The sequence below is a fragment of the Achromobacter sp. Root565 genome, from assembly GCF_001427425.1.
Taxonomy (GTDB): Bacteria; Pseudomonadota; Gammaproteobacteria; order Burkholderiales; family Burkholderiaceae_B; genus Achromobacter; species Achromobacter spanius_D.
In genome coordinates this window covers 952861-969139 of record NZ_LMGO01000001.1, presented here as the reverse complement: position 1 = coordinate 969139, position 16279 = coordinate 952861, and the positions used below count along the sequence as shown (strand labels likewise).

The following is a 16279-nucleotide window of genomic DNA, read 5'->3' as shown; positions in this document are numbered from 1 at the left end:
TCGCGCCCGGTAGCAGAAAGGAATTGAGGTCATGAACATTGCAAAAGGGTTGGTGGGCGCGGCGCTCTTGATGGCGGCAGCGCAGGGCGCGCAGGCGGCAACGCTGGACGTCGTGAAACAGCGCGGCGCCGTGGCTTGCGGCACGACCACGGGTTTTGCGGGTTTTTCCGCCCCTGATGCGCAGGGCAAGTGGCAGGGCCTGGACGTGGACCTGTGCCGCGCCATTGCCGCCGCGGTGTTCGGCGACGCGAACAAGATCAAGGTGGTCCCGCTCAATTCGCAGCAACGCTTCACCGCGCTGCAGTCCGGCGAGGTCGACGTGCTGACGCGCAACACCACCGTGACGCAGCAGCGCGACACGGCGCTGGGCATCATCCACGCCGGCATCAACTTCTATGACGGCCAGGGCTTCCTGGTGCCCAAGTCACTAGGCGTCAAAAGCGCCAAGGAAATCAACGGCGCCACGGTCTGCCTGCAGACCGGCACGTCCAACGAAAACACCCTGGCCGACTGGGCGCGCGCCAACAACGTGACCTACAAGCCGGTCGTCATCGAAACCTTCAACGAAGTCGTCAACGCGTTCGCGTCCGGCCGCTGCGACGTGTTTTCGACCGATGCGTCGGGCCTTGCGTCGATCCGGATTTCCAAGCTGCAGAATCCCGACGATTACGTCGTGCTGCCCGAAATCATCTCCAAGGAGCCGCTGGGCCCCTTCGTGCGCCAGGGCGACGACGCGTGGCTGAACATCGTGCGCTGGTCGCTGTCGGCCATGATCGAAGCCGAGGAATACGGCGTGACGTCCAAGAACGTGGACGAACAGGCCAAGAGCGCCAACCCCAACATCAAGCGCATCCTGGGGGTTACGCCGGGTAGCGGCGCCAATCTGGGGCTGGACGAGAAGTGGGCTTACAACATCGTCAAGCAGGTGGGTAATTACGGCGAGAGTTTTGAGCGGAACGTGGGCGAGGGAAGTCCGCTGAAGATCAAGCGCGGATTGAATGCGCAGTGGACGCAAGGCGGGTTGATGTACGCGTTGCCTATCAGATAACCCCGCGTGTCTGACACCTTGTGTGTCTGACACCGGCTAACTTTGGACGGCCGTCATGGTGTTGACGGTCGTCTTTGTCTTGACGGTTGTTTAGATATGGCTGGTGTCAGACACGCAAGGTGTCAGACACGCAGAGTTTAGGTATGGCTGGTGTCAGACACGCAAGGTGTCAGACACGCAGAAAATGGGGCTTGTCAGACACGCAGGGCTTAAGAACTTTTATACAACTGGGCGATCTTCACAAAGGCCGCCCGCAGTTCCCGCGTGCCGCCCTGAAAAATCACCGGCTTGCCCCGGTGCGTGAACACCACGAGCCGCTTCGAAAACACCATCGGCACAAACCGCGCCAGGCGCACGTCTTCCCAGGCCACTTCGCGCCGGGTGAACCAGGTCTGGCTAATGCCGCGGTCGTCGATCGTGGTGATGGACGTCTGCATGTGCCACGACACGAACAGCAGCGCCACGAAGCACAGCACCACGGCCACTGCCAATAGCGTGTCGAAAGGCTGCGAGGGCGCGCGGATCGCGGTGGTCACCACCTGCACGCCCAGCACGGCGAGCAACACCCACGTCAGAATGCGCACCCAGTCCGGCCAGGCCTGGCCCGACAGGGGCAACGGGCCGATGGCGCGGAGCAGCGCCGCGAGGTCTTCGGGCGCGGAGGGGGCATTCTGTGTGGTCATGCGGTGCGGGTCATGCAGCCGGGATCAAGCTGCGCGCTTGGCGGCAATGGCGTTGCCGGCGCGGCTGGAACCCTTGCGGTTCAGATGTGCGGACATCCATTGCCCGATGTCGACCACGGCGTCGAAGTCCACACCCGTGTCGATGTCCAGGCCGCGCAGCATGTACAGCACGTCTTCCGTCGCGACGTTGCCAGTGGCGCCCTTGGCGTAGGGGCAGCCGCCCAGGCCGGACACCGAGGTGTGGAAGATGGAAATGTCGCTCTCCAGCGCTGCCAGGATGTTGGCAAGCGCCTGGCCATAGGTGTCATGAAAATGGCCGGACACATGCGCCGGGTCCACGACGCGCGTGACGGCGGCCATCACTTCGCGCACGCGCTTGGGCGTACCGACGCCGATGGTGTCGGCCACGTCGATCTCGTCCACCTGCATCGCCAGGTAGCGTTGCGCCACGTCCACCACGGCTTCGACGGGGACTTCGCCCTGGTAGGGACAGCCCAGCGCGCAGCTGATGCTGCCGCGCACGCGGATGCCGGCTTCGCGCGCGGCTTGCACCACGGGTTCAAAGCGCGCGATGGATTCGGCGATGGAGCAATTGATGTTCTTCTGGGAAAAGGCCTCGCTGGCGGCGCCGAAGATCACGATTTCGTCCGCGCGGGCGGCCAGCGCCGCTTCAAAGCCCTTCATGTTCGGCGTCAGCACCGAATAGATGGTGCCGGGACGGCGCTCGATGCGCGCCATCACGTCGGCGCCGTCGGCCATCTGCGGCACCCATTTGGGCGACACGAACGACGCGGCTTCCACATTGGGGAAGCCCGCGGCGGCCAGGCGGTTGACCAGTTCCACCTTGATGTCGGTGGGGACGAATTCCTTTTCGTTCTGCAGTCCGTCGCGAGGCGATACCTCGACGATCTTCACGCGGGAGGGCAATGCCATGTCTCTTCCTGTATCGGTATTGGGTGACCGGCGCTACAAGGCTGCGGCGCTGCCGAACATATTAGCGCCATCGCATCCGGCCCCGTTGCAGTGCTAGTGCAAACGCTGGTAGCGGCCATCGTCCAGCCGGGCGATGTGGCCCTGCAATTCCAGTTCGACCAGTTGCGTCTGCAGGGCGGCGGTTTCCAGCCCGCAGCGCGCCTGGATGGCATCCAGGTGCAGCGGGTCGAACCCCAACGCGTCCAGCACCGGATGCGACGGGGGGGCGGCAGGCACGGCCTCCTTGGGCGAGGGCCGCGCCGGCGTGGGCCCGCCGCCGAGTTCATCGGTGATGTCCATGGCGGTTTCGACCAGCTTGGCGCCTTGGCGGATCAAGGCATGGCAGCCGCGCGACAGCGGCGAATGAATCGAACCCGGGATGGCGAAGACCTCGCGCCCGCATTCGCCGGCAAGCCGCGCCGTGATCAGCGATCCGCTCTGCTTGGCTGCCTCCACCACCAGTACGCCGCGCGCCAGGCCCGCCACGATGCGGTTGCGCTTGGGAAAATGCTGGGGCCGCGCGCCGGTGCCCAGCGGCAGCTCGGACACCAGCGCGCCGTGCGCCGCGATGCGATGCGCCAGATCGCGATGGCTGGCCGGATAGATGCGGTCGATGCCCGTCCCCATGACCGCCACGGTGCCGGCGCCTTGCGGGCCGGCATCCAGCGCGCCCTCGTGCGCGGCGGCGTCGATGCCCAGCGCCAGGCCGCTGACGACGCGCCAGCCGTTGCCCGCCAGATGCCGGGCAAAGGCGCGCGCGTTTTCCTGGCCACCGGGCGTGGCGTTGCGCGCGCCCACGACCGCCAGCGACGGTCCCTGCAGAAAGCAGGGATCGCCCGCGACGTAGAGCAGGATCGGCGGATCGGCGATCGTCAGCAGGCTTTGCGGATAGGTGGGCTCAGCCAGCGTCAGGATGTGGCGGCCGGGCGCCTGCACCCATTCCAGCGCGCGCTCCACCTGTTCCGCCATGTCGGCCGGCATGGGCGCCGCCAATTGCCGCGCCAGCGCTTCGGGCACGTGCCGCGACAGCGCGGTGGCGCGTTGCGCATAGATCTGGTCGGGCAGACCCAGCGCGCTGAGCAGCATGCAGGCGGTGGCCGAACCGATGTTGGGTTCGAGGGACAGTCGCAGCCAGGCGGCGAGTTCTTCGGAGGTTTGCGTCAGCGGCATGAAACGGGCGGAAAAGGACGCGGAAAAGGCGCCGGGGGTCCGAGAGTGTCGCATGCGCCGCGCGCGGCCGCGGGCGACGGGTGGATGGATATGCGTCTAGTGAGCCCGTCGCTGGAATGCCTGAAAAATGGGTGCCGTAGCAATGTCCGCAATGCCGGAATTAGCCGAAAACTATTAGAAATCAAGACTCTAATGAATTAAACTCTCGAACAAGCATTCCTACTGGCATCCCCATTCAATGGCTTTACTTCCAATCCTTCGCTACCCGGACCCGCGCTTGCACAAAAAAGCCAAGCCGGTTGCCGAGGTCGACGACCGCATCCGCCAACTCGTGCGCGACATGGCCGAAACCATGTACGACGCGCCGGGTGTCGGCCTGGCCGCGACGCAGGTCGACGTGCATGAGCGCGTGGTCGTGATCGACGTGTCCGAAGACAGCAATGCACTGCTGACGCTGATCAATCCTGAGATCACCTGGCGCAGCGACGACTACAAGATCTACGAAGAAGGCTGTCTGTCCGTGCCCGGCGTCTACGACGAAGTGGAACGCGCGTCGCGCATACGCTGCAAGGCGCTGGACATCGACGGCAAGCCGTTCGAGTTCGAAGCCGACGGCCTCCTGGCCGTGTGCGTGCAACACGAGCTGGATCACCTGGAAGGCAAGGTGTTCGTCGAATACCTGTCGAACCTCAAGCAGAACCGCATCAAGACGAGGCTCAAGAAGGCCGAGCGCGAAGCGCTGCGCGCCTGACCCCGGGCCGGACTTCGGCCCATTTTCGCCCTGCCGCCTTCGTTCACCTCTTCTGCTGTCACCCTCATGCGCATCGTTTTTGCCGGCACTCCGGAATTCGCCCGTATCGCGTTCGACGCCCTGCGGGCCGCCGGCCACGAAATCCCCTTGGTCATGACGCAGCCCGACCGGCCGGCGGGGCGGGGCTTGAAGCTCACGCCCAGTCCGGTCAAGCAGGCCGCGCTGGATGCCGGCATTGCCGTCGCTCAGCCGCGCAGCCTGCGTCTCGATGGCCGCTATCCCGATGAGGCCGCCGAAGCGCGCGCCCTGCTGGAAAGCGTGGCGCCCGATGTCATGGTGGTGGCCGCGTACGGATTGATCCTGCCGCAATGGGTGCTGGACCTTCCGCGCCTGGGCTGCCTGAACATCCACGCCAGCCTGTTGCCGCGCTGGCGCGGCGCGGCGCCGATCCAGCGCGCCATCGAAGCGGGCGATGCGCGCACCGGCGTCACCATCATGCAGATGGACGAGGGCCTGGATACGGGCGACATGCTGCTCGAACGCATCGTGCCGATTGCTGACGACACCAATGCAGCGCAGTTGCACGACGCGCTGGCGCTGGCCGGCGGCGAAGCCATCGTCGAGGCGCTGGACGCGCTGGCCAAGGGCGGCCTGACCGCGCGCAAGCAGCCGGAAGACGGCGTGACCTACGCGGCCAAGCTCGACAAGGCGGAAGCCGCGCTCGATTGCACCCAGCCGGCCGAATTGCTGGCGCGCCGCGTGCGCGCCTTCAATCCGGTGCCCGGCGCCAGCATCCGCTTGCCGGGACTGCCCGATGCGGTAAAGGTCTGGCGCGCCGAGGCGCTGGCTGAGGCCACCACTGCCGCACCGGGCAGCGTGCTGCGCGTCGATGCGGCGGGCATCGACATCGCCACCGGCCAGGGCGTGCTGCGCCTGCTTGAGCTGCAAAAGGCGGGCGGCAAGCGCCAACCCGTGGATGTGTTCGTGCGCGGCTGGCAGCCGGCCTGAACCCGCCCCAAGACAGATCACGTCCGGCGGCGCGCGAGGGATCAGCCCTTGCGGCGCGCCGCCAGCAGATCCAGGTAGGCGCCCGACAGCAATTGCTCGGGCGCGACACCCAGCCCGGCCATCAGCGTGCGGGCTTCTTCCATTCCTGCCTCGACGGTTTCGTCCTCGCGCAGCACCACTTCCAGTTCCAGGAATTCGCCCAGCCCTTCCACCCGGTCCAGATGGATGCGGGTGCGTCCGGCCATGAACACCGTCCGGTGTTTTTTCACGCGGCCGATCACGCCGTACGCATGCGACAGGGCTTCGCGCAGGGAATCGGGTTCGTCCGTGGGCGAGATGACGTAGAAGCTTTCCTTGGGGCCGCAGTCGTCGGCGCGCTGATAGAAGATCAGTTGGCCCGAGCCGTCCGCGAAGGCGCGCAGTTTCAGGCGGCCATTGACGCACGTGAAGAAGGTGTCGTCCTGGTCCACGAACGTCGGCTCATTGCCGGACAGCGCCGCGGCCAGGTGTTCGATGGCGTCCAGGCTGTCGACTCGCGCCTTGATCTCCACGTTGCGTGCCATGCGCGCCTCCGGGTTCAGTAGAGCGAACTGGCCACCCGGGCGGGCAGGTCGCGGTCGTAGGCCACGCCGTCAAAGGTGCCGGACGTCAGATCGGAAAGCATGCGGCCGACGCTGGGCAGCGCGGTGCGCGGAATCTGCGTGTCCGGATCCCACAGGCGCGAGCGCAGCAGCGCGCGAGAGCACTGGAAGTAGACCTTGTGCACGTCGACGACCAGCACGGAGCGCGGCAGCTTGCCGTCCATCTCGAAGCGCGCCAGCAGTGCGGGGTCGACGCTGATGCGCGCCTCGCCGTTGACCCGCAGCGTCTCGCCCACGCCCGGCACCAGGAACAGCAGGGCCACCCGCGGATCGGCGATGACGTTGAGCAGGCTGTCCACGCGGTTGTTGCCGCGGCGGTCGGGCAACAGCAGCGTCTTCTCGTCTTCCACCACGACGAACCCCGCAGGATCGCCGCGCGGGGACGCGTCCAGCCCGTCCGGACCCGCGGTCGCCAGCAGCGCGAAGGGCGCGGCCTCGATGAACGCGCGGTAGTGCGGATGCACATGGTCCACCTCCTTTTTCAGGGAGGCTTCGCCGGGCGAACCGTAAAGCGCTTGCAGGGTGCTGGCGTCGGTAATCAGGTGGGCGGGATCGGTGTGCATGGGATCTGGGCGTTACGCCAGTGCGTTGGGAAGGTCTTCGACCGTCAGGAAGAGTTCATCGGGGCCGCGGCCACGCAGGGCGTCCGGGTGGTTGTAGCCCCAGGCGACCGATCCGACGCGCACGCCCGCCTTGCGGGCCGCGTCGATGTCGCGCATCTCGTCGCCCACCAGCAGAAAGCGCTCCGGCGCGGTGCCGTGCTGCTTGAGCAAACGGTCGATCTTGGCGGCCTTGCCGAACAGGTCGGTGCCGCATTCGTAGTCGTCAAAGAGCGCGGCGGTTTCTTCGCCCAGTACGCGTCGCACGTTCTCGACAGAGTTGGAGCTGACCACCGCCAGGCGCAGGCCGCTCGCCTTCAGGCGGGCCAGCGCTTCGGGGATGCCGTCGAACAACTGGACGCTGGGGTCGATCTCCTGCATCAGCGAGCGCACGTGCGTCATGATCGCTGGCAGCTTCCACAGCGGGATGTTCAGGTACTTCAAGATCTCCATCGCATCGCGGCTGCGCAGTTGCTCGCGTTCGGCCGCATCGATCTGGCGAAAATTGTACTTGTCCGCCACGGTGTTGAGGATGGAGTTGAACCACGGCATGGTGTCTGCCAGGGTTCCGTCAAAGTCGAAGGCTGCAATGTCGTATTTCAATTCTTGGAATCCAGTGCCGGCAGGCCGGGCAAGGACGCCCGTTTCACAGGCGCCTTGCGCGAGCCCTACACGCCGTGCGGGTGAAGAAGATAGTGCACGACCGGCGCCAGGTCTTCAAGCGGCGGGGCGCCGGCGACCACGCGCGCCGCGCTGGTCCAGGGGTAGTCCAGGGCCAGCAGCCAGCCGAACACCGCGGCCGTATTTCCGGGCGGCAGGCTCACCATGGTTTCGATCGTGATGGTCAGGCGTTTGGCGCGATACGGGTCGGGCTGAAACTCCCAGTCGTAGCGGCCACAGCCCACGCGCACGTTGCCGGTGGCTTTTTCCGTCATGCCGACCAGCCAGTCGCAGTGGTACTCGGACAGGCGCGCGTCAGCGTCGGGGCGCGACAGGTAATAGGTGTAGACGTTGTCGTAGGTCTGGCCGAACTTGCGCACCAGCGTGTCGGTGATGGCGGCCAGGCCATGCGATTCGGGCGGAAAGGCGATGGCCTGCGTGCGCAGCGCCATCTTCAGCGCCGCGTCCGGCGCGAATGCGCGGGCCATGTAATGCGGGCGGTTCTCGTCCTTGGCGTGAAAATAGTCGCGCAATACGGACTCGGTGCAGGCGGGGAACAACGAATCGGTGGGCATTGCGGGGGGCTTCCGTTCAAGTCTCAAGCGTCGGTGTCAGGGCTTTCTGACCGGATCAAACCACTTCGAGACGTTGGGCGGCTCGTAGATGGCGTAGCGATCCAGCAGCAAGGCGGGGTCTTCTTCCACCACCAGCATGTCGCGATGCTGGGGACGGATGAATGCTTCTTCGACGGTGTGGTCGATAAATTGCATCAGGGCATCGTAGTACCCGGCGACGTTCAGCAATCCGCAGGGCTTCTGGTGCATGTTCAGTTGCGCCCAGGTCCAGACCTCGAAGAACTCTTCCAGTGTGCCGGCGCCGCCGGGCAGGGCGATGAAGCCGTCGGCCTTCTCCATCATCATCGCCTTGCGCTCGTGCATGTTCTGCACCATGTGAAGCTCCGTCAGGCCCAGATGCGCCTGCTCCTTTTTGAGAAGCAGCTCGGGAATCACGCCGATCACGCGGCCGCCGCCAGCCAGCACTTCATTGGCCACAACGCCCATGATGCCGACGATCGAGCCGCCATACACCAGGCCCAGATCGCGCTTGACGAGTTCGCGTGCCAGCACGCGGGCCTGCTCGACGTAGTCCGGGCGCGTGCCCGGGTTGGAGCCGCAATACACGCAGATATTCTTCAGAGTCATAAAAACGGTGGGAAATTGCCGGCCGCGTTACAGATTGCGTCACGATGCCTTTCGCGAAGCCGATAGTTTACGCAAGGTTGCGCAGGAGCCTTTTTGCGGGCAGCAAGTCCGGGCCGTGCGGCACGGGCAATGTTTGGACACAGCATGTTCTGGCACGGCCGGTAGACTGAAGATTGCGAAAACGACTGGAAGTCCAGCGTCGTGCTGCTTTCACTGACTAGAGGAGCTAACGATATGGAACAAGCAACCCGCACCCCGCAGCAAACGAATCGTCCGTTCAACATGGACGTGCAGGCGATCCGCGCCAAGGCGCGCAAGGACATCGAGTCCGGAGCCATCACCGACACGTATCGCGCCGACCGTGAAACCGTGCTCAAGCTCTTGAACGAAGCGCTGGCCACGGAAGTGGTCTGTGTGCTGCGCTACAAGCGCCACTATTTCATGGCCCGCGGCTTGAATGCCGAACCCGTTGCCGCGGAATTCGCCGAGCATGCGGCGCAGGAACAGGAGCACGCCGACAAGCTGTCCGAGCGCATCGTGCAGCTCGGCGGCGAGCCGGACCTGTCGCCCAAGGGGCTGCTGGAGCGCAGCCACTCGGAATACGTCGAAGGCAATACGCTGGAAGAGATGATCAAGGAAAACCTGATCGCCGAGCGGATCGCCATCGACAGCTATCGCCAGATGATCGAATACATCGGCGAACAGGATTCCACCACGCGTCGTCTGCTGGAGGAAATCCTGGCGGTCGAGGAGGAACACGCCGACGATCTGTCGGACTTCCTGGATAAGTGACGCAGCGTTAAGCCGTCAATGCAAAACGCCGTCCGGCGCGCGATGCGCCGGACGGCGTTTGTCTGCATGAAGCCGGATCAGATCGCGTCGGCCCAGAGGTCGTATTCGTCGGAATCGGTGACGCGCACGCGCACCATGTCGCCCGGTTGCAGGGGCTTGTCGGAACTGACGTAGACGCAGCCGTCGATCTCGGGCGCGTCGGCCGCGCTGCGGCCCACTGCGCCGTCTTCATCGACCTCGTCGATCAGCACGTCGATCTCGCGGCCCACCTTGAGCGCCAGACGCTCGGCCGAGATGGTCTGCTGCAGCGCCATGAAGCGTTCCCAGCGGTCCTGCTTGACGTCGTCCGGCACCGGATCGTCCAGCAGGTTGGCGGGCGCACCTTCGACGGGCGAATACTGGAAGCAGCCCACGCGGTCGAGCTGCGCTTCCTGCATCCAGTCCAGCAGGTACTGGAAGTCTTCCTCGGTTTCGCCGGGAAAGCCCACGATGAAGGTCGAGCGGATCGTCAGGTCCGGACAGATTTCGCGCCAGCGCTTGATGCGCGCCAGCGTCTTGTCCTCGAAGGCCGGGCGCTTCATCAGCTTCAGGATGCGCGGGCTGGCGTGCTGGAACGGAATGTCCAGGTAGGGCAGGATCTTGCCCTCGGCCATCAGCGGAATCACTTCGTCCACGTGCGGGTACGGGTACACGTAGTGCAGACGCGTCCAGACGCCCATTTCGGACAAGGCCATACAGAGCTCGGTCATGCGCGTCCTGACCGGGCGGCCGTTCCAGAAGCCGCTGCGAAACTTCATGTCCACGCCATAGGCGCTGGTGTCCTGCGAGATCACCAGCAGTTCCTTCACGCCGGCCTTCACCAGGCGCTCGGCTTCGTTCAGCACGTCGCCGACCGGACGGCTGACCAGGTCGCCGCGCATCGAGGGGATGATGCAGAAGCTGCAGCGATGATTGCAGCCTTCGGAGATCTTCAGATAGGCATAGTGGCGCGGCGTGAGTTTCACGCCCTGCGGCGGCACCAGGTCCACGTAGGGGTTGTGGTCCGTGCGGGGGGGCGCTGCGCTGTGCACGGCGCGCACGACCTCTTCATATTGCTGGGGGCCGGTCACCGACAGCACGCTGGGGTGCACGTCACGGATCACCGATTCCTCGACGCCCATGCAGCCGGTCACGATGACCTTGCCGTTTTCGGCAAGGGCCTCGCCGATGGCTTCCAGCGACTCGGCCTTGGCGCTGTCGATGAAGCCACAGGTGTTGACGACGACCACGTCCGCGTCGTTGTACTCGGGCGTGACTTCGTAGCCTTCGGTGCGCAACTGGGTCAGGATGCGTTCGGAGTCGACCAGCGCCTTCGGACACCCTAAGGAGACCATAGCTATACTCGGTGCCCGCTTTGTTTCCATCTGGAAATCCAATTCGTGAAGACAAAACCTATAGTTTACAGCTACTTAAGATTTAGCGACCCGAAGCAGGCGGCGGGTAGTAGCGCCGACAGACAGATCGAATATGCGAAACGTTGGGCCTCCGAACATGGGATGACGCTGGATTCCACCCTGTCGCTGCGCGACGAGGGGTTGTCCGCCTACCATCAACGCCACGTCAAGCAGGGCGCCCTGGGAGTATTTCTGCGGGCCGTCGAAGACGGACACATCCCAGCGGGCTCCGTCCTGATCGTCGAGGGACTGGACCGCCTGAGCCGCGCGGAGCCCATCCAGGCCCAGGCGCAACTGGCTCAGATCGTGAACAGCGGTATTACGGTAGTGACGGCAAGTGATGGTCGCGAATACAACCGGGAGAGTCTGAAACGGCAGCCGATGGATTTGGTTTACAGCCTGCTCGTGATGATCCGCGCGCATGAAGAGTCGGACACCAAGAGCAAACGTGTCAAAGCGGCGATTCGGCGCCAGTGCCAAAACTGGCTCGCCGGTACTTGGAAAGGGCAGATCCGGAATGGCAAGGATCCGCAGTGGGTGCACTCTGAAGACGGGCAATTCAGACTTGTGCCCGAACGTGTATCAGCCATCCGTCTGGGCATTTCGCTGTTCAAGGAGGGCCACGGCGCCGTGACCATCATGCGGCATCTGACTGCGAATGGCCTGAAGCTGACTATCAAGGGCAATGGCGCGTCACAGTTCTATAAGACGATTCACAACCGAGCGTTGATCGGCGAGAAGAGCCTTGAGGTCGACGGTGAAACGTTCCGTCTGCCAGGCTACTACCCGGCGATGTTGAGCGACGACGAATTTTTGGAACTTCAGCAACTGGCCGCGACCCGTGGATTACGAAAGGGCCGAGGAGAAATTGCAGGCTTCGTTACCGGCCTGAAGATCACCTACTGCGGCTACTGCGGCCAGGCCATGGTTGCCCAGAACCTGATGGGCCGCAATCGTCGGCCTGACGGCACACCTCAACACGGCCACCGGCGCATGATCTGCGTCGGCAACTCGCACAACCAGGGATGTTCCGTTCCGGGTAGCTGCAGCATTGTTCCCGTCGAGCGCGCCGTCATGAACTTCTGCGCCGATCAGATGAATCTCTCCCGTCTCGCGGAGGGTGGTAGCCGTGAGACGGAAATTGTGGCTCGCTTGGCGCGCGCTCGGGCTCGAGCCGCTGATCTGAGCCAGCAGTTGGAAAGGATCACTGCAGCCATCCTGGATGGAGAGGGAGTGGCGCCAGCTTCCTTCCGGCGCAAGGCTACGGAATTGGAATCCGAAGAGGTCATGGCGCAGGCTGATATCGCAAGTCTCGAACGCGAGTTAGCCAGCATTTCTAGGGGGCCGACCACCGCAACCGCGAAGGCGTGGCGCGCCTTGATGGCGGGCGTAGAGGCCCTGGACAATGAAGCACGGATGAAAGCTCGGCAGCTCGTCGCTGATACCTTCTCGCGAATTGTCGTGTTTCATCGTGGGGTGACGCCTGGTCCAGTAGGAGCGAAGACGGGCGTGATTGACCTTCTGCTGGTTGGCAAACATGGGAATACGCGCATGCTTCACATCGATCGTCAGACGGGCGAGTGGAAGGCCGGAGAGGATCTCCATCTGCCTAGCCGCGCCGCTGGGGAAGTGCCACTGCCCCCGGGACTATAACGAAGGGCCTGGCCGATCAGCGAGGAACTTTCGGCGGCGCCGTATGGACACGGAGGTGCCCCGCGCCCATCAGAAAATTGCGGTATGCCAAGACACTGGCTTTCCATGCAGCCTTCACGATCTCGGGTCCTGCTGCGACAACCCGGCCTTCAGCGTCAATGACGGCCAAGGTGGCCGGTTTTCCCTCTCGGGTCGTGACTTCGAGGCCCCCGTAACTCACGGCGCTGAACCTGCAGTCAGCTTCATGAGGGGACTCGGGCGATTCCAGAACGACTGACATACGAACCCTCCTTTGAATCTTGATCGGACGCGACGGTCCGCAGTGCGAGTGAGCTAATGCACCAGGTGATAAATCACGGCGGTGCCGAGCACGACAAAAAAAATACCCAGTAGCAGTCGCCACGCCGCCCGCCGTGAGTTCAGCAAAAGCGCATAGCAAACGACCGCCGCGACAACAACTATCAAAACTGCGATTGAAGTTTCTTCCATGACGCTCACTCCGTCAGGAGCCGTTTCTCGTCAGCCAGCGTGGGCAGGGCGGGCACTGGATCGCCAACGGCGGCATTCCACGACCACCAGCGCCCTGCCCCGTATGTTTCGTCGTAGTGGGCAGCCTTCTCTCGCTTGCGGGCCTCGTATTCACTGGTAGTCATGCCCCAAACCTCGAGCGGTATCGGTGTTGAAAGGTCCCGTAGCCAGAAGTCCGGGAAAACTGCGTCTTCGCCAGCGTCGAAGCGCAGGGGCTTTTCGAACCGGCGCTTCTCCGCAACGAGCTTCTCAGCAATCAAAACCTCGTACCCCGAATCGACCGGAATGCAGTCACGCGTGATCTGCATCAGCGCGATGTCAACTACCTGCGCTCGCATGTTCCCCGACGAGGATTTCGGCGGATCTGTTTGTGCAACCGCAATGATCGGGTTGCCAGCGCGCCAAGCGTCAATCTCGCGACCGAAGCGGCGCTCGAGCGCTGCCCAGATGCCGTCGTCCAGGGTCATGAAAGGTATGCCGTGAAACCCGGTGATAGGCAGGCTTTCACTGCCGTCCATTCCTTCCTGATGCTGAGCGAGCGGCGCAACAATGACCAGGCGGCGGCGCTGTGTGATCGCTTCCAGACTTTTAGCCTTGTTGTGTCCTGCCTGCTGCCCCGAGCTGGATGGCGTGGCAATCACGAGGTTTTGCGACAGTCGCACGCGGCCTGCATAGGTGGATGTCGCAATGCGCATCAGGTGGTGGTGAACCACGCCGAGATTGCGCTTGCCCTCCATGCCAGGAGTCCACGTGTTCAGGCCGGCTTGCGTCCAGAGGAAATGAAGAAGGCCGAGCAACGTCATGCTCGCCTGGCCGGACCGGGGCCGGGGAGTGGCGACCTTCGTCTCGGCCGGCCCGGCATTGTCACTTTCCTCAGGCGCGACAGCCGCACGCTGCTGCAGCCCAACCTTGAGTTTGATCTTCACTGCGCCGTCATCCAACTCCTGCACGACACCGCGGCGATATGAGCCAAGGCCGGACATGCTGGGGTCGACGCCGTAGTAGATGCAGTCTTCGCTGTGCTCGGCGCCCGTCTCTGGGAAGCGGGCGAGATGGAACCTGTCGGAATTGGCCCTGCTGTGGATTGACAGGCGCTTTTCACCGGCACCAGGGCACTTGCAGCGCACGTCCGCCTTTCCATGAGCCACCAGCAGGACTCGCTTCCAGCCGTCCTTGTATTCGTCCTGCGTTTGAAACTCAGGGGAGTAAGGGCGTTTGTTGGGACCGAGCGTTATTTCCACCGGGTAAACCTTGCGATCCATCGCTTAGCTCCCCACTGTGGCACACAGCGTTGTGCTCACGAATTCCTGCTTTGCGCAGTCGTCTTTGATGTCGGAGTAGACGAGGTAGATCGCGTAGCCCGCTGCGAAGATCAACGCGGCGAGCGTCCAGACGATAAATTGCTTCATCAAGATTCCATGTGCGGGATGGTGGATGCGGAGGGGACACGCAGACGCGAGCGCGTCGCTACGATGCAGAGGCCGACGTAAGGTGGGGTCGTCCTCCCTCCTGCAAGTGAGGGCAGGGTGTTTAGCCGCTAACCAGAAGGCGTATCGGCCTTGCTGCGACTTTGGAGTGGACACATTCGAATCGGAGCGCTCAACCAGGAGGCGTTTAGCCGCTAAACACTTCCTGTTGCTGAACGCCGATTCGGATGCCGCCAGCGAGATACCACGACGCTGGCGGATTCCTGCCGACTTGCACGGCGCAGGCCAGTTGTTTTCCCGGCCAGATATTCGCCCCGCCGTTACTCGCCACGGAGGGCATGCAAATAGTGCTTAGGCGCTCGGTCTCGGCATGGGCGACTTGGTCGCCACCTGTACCTTGAGCGGTGTCAGGGCTCTTGAGCCTCTCTCGACACCTCCGAGATCAATGTGCGTTGGTTCTTTTCACCGGCGGGTACCCTGTTTTTGTTTTTTGCTCTGCCCCGGTAGGCCAGCGGACTTCACGGGTCACCAATAGGCGCATCGACTTTTGCTGCTTCTTTTCGTCCCTGGGGCTTTCCATACTCGCAGCCGTCTCCCCTCCTTGCGGCGGCCATAAGGCCGCGCGGGACTGAAATCAATGTCAAGTTTTGAAGGAACGTGTACTGCTAAACCGTACAAGGATAGTACGGCTAAACAATACACGCAGTCAACAGATGCGTGCGGATGTGCGTGGATTTATCGGCAAGCGGTTGCGCGGTTGCAACCACATACTTACGTTTTTCTTGCCTTGTTACAAGGAGATTAAAAATGAAGAATCCACTATCTGAGCTTGCCCTCTTGGTGGCGAAAGCCTTGGATGGGGATTGATCAGGAGGGGAAACCGGCCGGCCGAACGACTGCTAGGGTCTTCCGGTGGTTCCGGTCTTTCGGGGGGGTGGTTCCTCAGTGTGAGGGTGCCTAGCGAGTTTCGCTTCAATCATTGCCAGTGCTGCCGAAATGGCAATGATTAACTCTTCTTGCTGCTGGGGTGGTAGCTGGACGATCCGAGCTCTTTCGATGGGGTGCAAGGGCCATGAGGCTTCCTCACGGCCGGTCAGTAGAAACTCGACTGAGGTGTTCAGCAGGTGCGCGAGCTTGATAAGGCGCCTCGCGTCAGGGTATGTCCGGCCGTTTTCCCAGTCGGAAACGGACGAACGCTGGATGTCAAAGTGCTCCCCGATCTGCTGCAGGGTAAGGCCTCGCTCTACGCGAAGCTTGCGGATGCGTTCGCCGAAATCGTGCATGCGCGAAGCCTAGCACTTGCGTGAATGGCAGCGCCGTCGATAGAATGTATGGTAAAACAATACACTGAGGTCTTTCATTCCATGCTTGCCCATTCTGAAGCACAAGCCATCGTGCGAGCTGCCATCCGAAATGCCGGAGGCGTCACAAAATGGGCACGCCGGTTCGGAATTCAGCGCGGCTCCATCTACGAATGGATCGAACGCGCGGAGGTTCCCTCCGACCGTGCCGTGATCATTGAGCGCGAGAGCTGTGGCGTAGCCAAACGACAGGACCTCCGGCCAAACGACTATTGGGACTGGTGGCCGGACCTGCCCCGCCCGAAAGAGCGCGAATAGCAAGGCCCTCATCTCAATTCAATTCCACGTTGCATCTGCGGCCGCCGAGTTTAGCCGCTAAACACTCACGCCCGTTGTCCACTAGGAAAACAT

General features: G+C 63.1%; 19 protein-coding genes. 6 read left to right on the top strand and 13 right to left on the bottom strand.

What is annotated here, in order from left to right; genetic code table 11:
* Nucleotides 1-31 precede the first annotated feature (31 nt).
* Nucleotides 32-1048, top strand: a complete 1017-nt coding sequence (locus ASD71_RS04335; protein WP_056319656.1) for an amino acid ABC transporter substrate-binding protein — start codon at nucleotides 32-34, stop codon at nucleotides 1046-1048.
* A gap of 209 nt (nucleotides 1049-1257) precedes the next feature.
* On the opposite strand, the gene ASD71_RS04330 is transcribed toward ASD71_RS04335, so the two are convergent.
* The 3 genes from ASD71_RS04330 to dprA all read right to left on the bottom strand — a co-directional run bounded on the left by ASD71_RS04330 (nucleotide 1258) and on the right by dprA (nucleotide 3873).
* Entirely contained in the window at nucleotides 1258-1731 is a 474-nt protein-coding gene (locus tag ASD71_RS04330) for a hypothetical protein (RefSeq protein ID WP_056560201.1), read from the bottom strand.
* Between the two features lie 24 nt (nucleotides 1732-1755).
* Nucleotides 1756-2664, bottom strand: coding sequence for a hydroxymethylglutaryl-CoA lyase (locus ASD71_RS04325; protein WP_056560198.1), 909 nt, complete (start codon nucleotides 2662-2664; stop codon nucleotides 1756-1758).
* Nucleotides 2665-2757: 93 nt separating this feature from the next.
* The gene (gene dprA, locus ASD71_RS04320; RefSeq protein ID WP_056560195.1) at nucleotides 2758-3873 is read right to left on the bottom strand and encodes a DNA-processing protein DprA; all 1116 of its coding nucleotides are present in this window, start codon (nucleotides 3871-3873) and stop codon (nucleotides 2758-2760) included.
* Nucleotides 3874-4111: 238 nt separating this feature from the next.
* Between dprA and def the strand changes: the two genes are divergently transcribed.
* Nucleotides 4112-4624 (top strand): peptide deformylase, encoded by a 513-nt coding sequence (def, locus tag ASD71_RS04315; RefSeq protein WP_056560192.1) that lies wholly within the window; start codon nucleotides 4112-4114, stop codon nucleotides 4622-4624.
* Between the two features lie 66 nt (nucleotides 4625-4690).
* A complete protein-coding gene (fmt, locus tag ASD71_RS04310; protein ID WP_056560191.1) occupies nucleotides 4691-5632 on the top strand; it encodes a methionyl-tRNA formyltransferase in 942 nt (313 codons plus the stop codon).
* A gap of 41 nt (nucleotides 5633-5673) precedes the next feature.
* On the opposite strand, the gene ASD71_RS04305 is transcribed toward fmt, so the two are convergent.
* From ASD71_RS04305 to ASD71_RS04285, 5 genes are all read right to left on the bottom strand, one after another.
* Nucleotides 5674-6195 carry a class IV adenylate cyclase gene (locus tag ASD71_RS04305; RefSeq protein ID WP_056560190.1) on the bottom strand — a complete coding sequence of 174 codons (522 nt, stop codon included), beginning with the start codon at nucleotides 6193-6195 and terminating at the stop codon, nucleotides 5674-5676.
* Nucleotides 6196-6209: 14 nt separating this feature from the next.
* Nucleotides 6210-6836, bottom strand: coding sequence for a pyridoxamine 5'-phosphate oxidase family protein (locus ASD71_RS04300; RefSeq protein WP_056560189.1), 627 nt, complete (start codon nucleotides 6834-6836; stop codon nucleotides 6210-6212).
* 12 nt (nucleotides 6837-6848) lie between these two features.
* A complete protein-coding gene (locus ASD71_RS04295; RefSeq protein WP_056560188.1) occupies nucleotides 6849-7475 on the bottom strand; it encodes an HAD hydrolase-like protein in 627 nt (208 codons plus the stop codon).
* Between the two features lie 65 nt (nucleotides 7476-7540).
* On the bottom strand, nucleotides 7541-8107 hold the full coding sequence (locus ASD71_RS04290; RefSeq protein WP_056560182.1) for a hypothetical protein: 567 nt from the start codon (nucleotides 8105-8107) through the stop codon (nucleotides 7541-7543).
* A 36-nt stretch (nucleotides 8108-8143) separates the two neighbouring features.
* Nucleotides 8144-8734 (bottom strand): TIGR00730 family Rossman fold protein, encoded by a 591-nt coding sequence (locus ASD71_RS04285; protein WP_056560179.1) that lies wholly within the window; start codon nucleotides 8732-8734, stop codon nucleotides 8144-8146.
* Between the two features lie 234 nt (nucleotides 8735-8968).
* Between ASD71_RS04285 and ASD71_RS04280 the strand changes: the two genes are divergently transcribed.
* On the top strand, nucleotides 8969-9526 hold the full coding sequence (locus ASD71_RS04280) for a bacterioferritin (protein WP_056560178.1): 558 nt from the start codon (nucleotides 8969-8971) through the stop codon (nucleotides 9524-9526).
* Nucleotides 9527-9603: 77 nt separating this feature from the next.
* Here the strand turns inward: ASD71_RS04280 and rimO are convergent, their stop codons facing one another.
* Complete coding sequence (gene rimO / locus ASD71_RS04275) at nucleotides 9604-10929, bottom strand: 30S ribosomal protein S12 methylthiotransferase RimO (RefSeq protein WP_056560175.1); 1326 nt, start codon at nucleotides 10927-10929, stop codon at nucleotides 9604-9606.
* Nucleotides 10930-10944: 15 nt separating this feature from the next.
* On the opposite strand from rimO, the gene ASD71_RS04270 reads away from it, so the two are divergent.
* Nucleotides 10945-12612 carry a recombinase family protein gene (locus ASD71_RS04270; RefSeq protein WP_056560173.1) on the top strand — a complete coding sequence of 556 codons (1668 nt, stop codon included), beginning with the start codon at nucleotides 10945-10947 and terminating at the stop codon, nucleotides 12610-12612.
* 333 nt (nucleotides 12613-12945) lie between these two features.
* Here the strand turns inward: ASD71_RS04270 and ASD71_RS27910 are convergent, their stop codons facing one another.
* From ASD71_RS27910 to ASD71_RS28605, 4 genes are all read right to left on the bottom strand, one after another.
* Complete coding sequence (locus ASD71_RS27910) at nucleotides 12946-13101, bottom strand: hypothetical protein (protein ID WP_156395077.1); 156 nt, start codon at nucleotides 13099-13101, stop codon at nucleotides 12946-12948.
* 5 nt (nucleotides 13102-13106) lie between these two features.
* Complete coding sequence (locus tag ASD71_RS04265) at nucleotides 13107-14402, bottom strand: DUF1173 family protein (protein ID WP_056560169.1); 1296 nt, start codon at nucleotides 14400-14402, stop codon at nucleotides 13107-13109.
* A gap of 3 nt (nucleotides 14403-14405) precedes the next feature.
* Complete coding sequence (locus ASD71_RS27905; protein ID WP_156395076.1) at nucleotides 14406-14549, bottom strand: hypothetical protein; 144 nt, start codon at nucleotides 14547-14549, stop codon at nucleotides 14406-14408.
* Between the two features lie 917 nt (nucleotides 14550-15466).
* Nucleotides 15467-15850, bottom strand: coding sequence for a helix-turn-helix domain-containing protein (locus ASD71_RS28605; RefSeq protein WP_056560167.1), 384 nt, complete (start codon nucleotides 15848-15850; stop codon nucleotides 15467-15469).
* A 48-nt stretch (nucleotides 15851-15898) separates the two neighbouring features.
* Here ASD71_RS28605 and ASD71_RS27455 point away from each other — a divergent pair, with 48 nt between their 5' ends.
* The gene (locus ASD71_RS27455; RefSeq protein WP_162253547.1) at nucleotides 15899-16186 is read left to right on the top strand and encodes a Cro/CI family transcriptional regulator; all 288 of its coding nucleotides are present in this window, start codon (nucleotides 15899-15901) and stop codon (nucleotides 16184-16186) included.
* The last annotated feature ends 93 nt before the right edge of the window (nucleotides 16187-16279 follow it).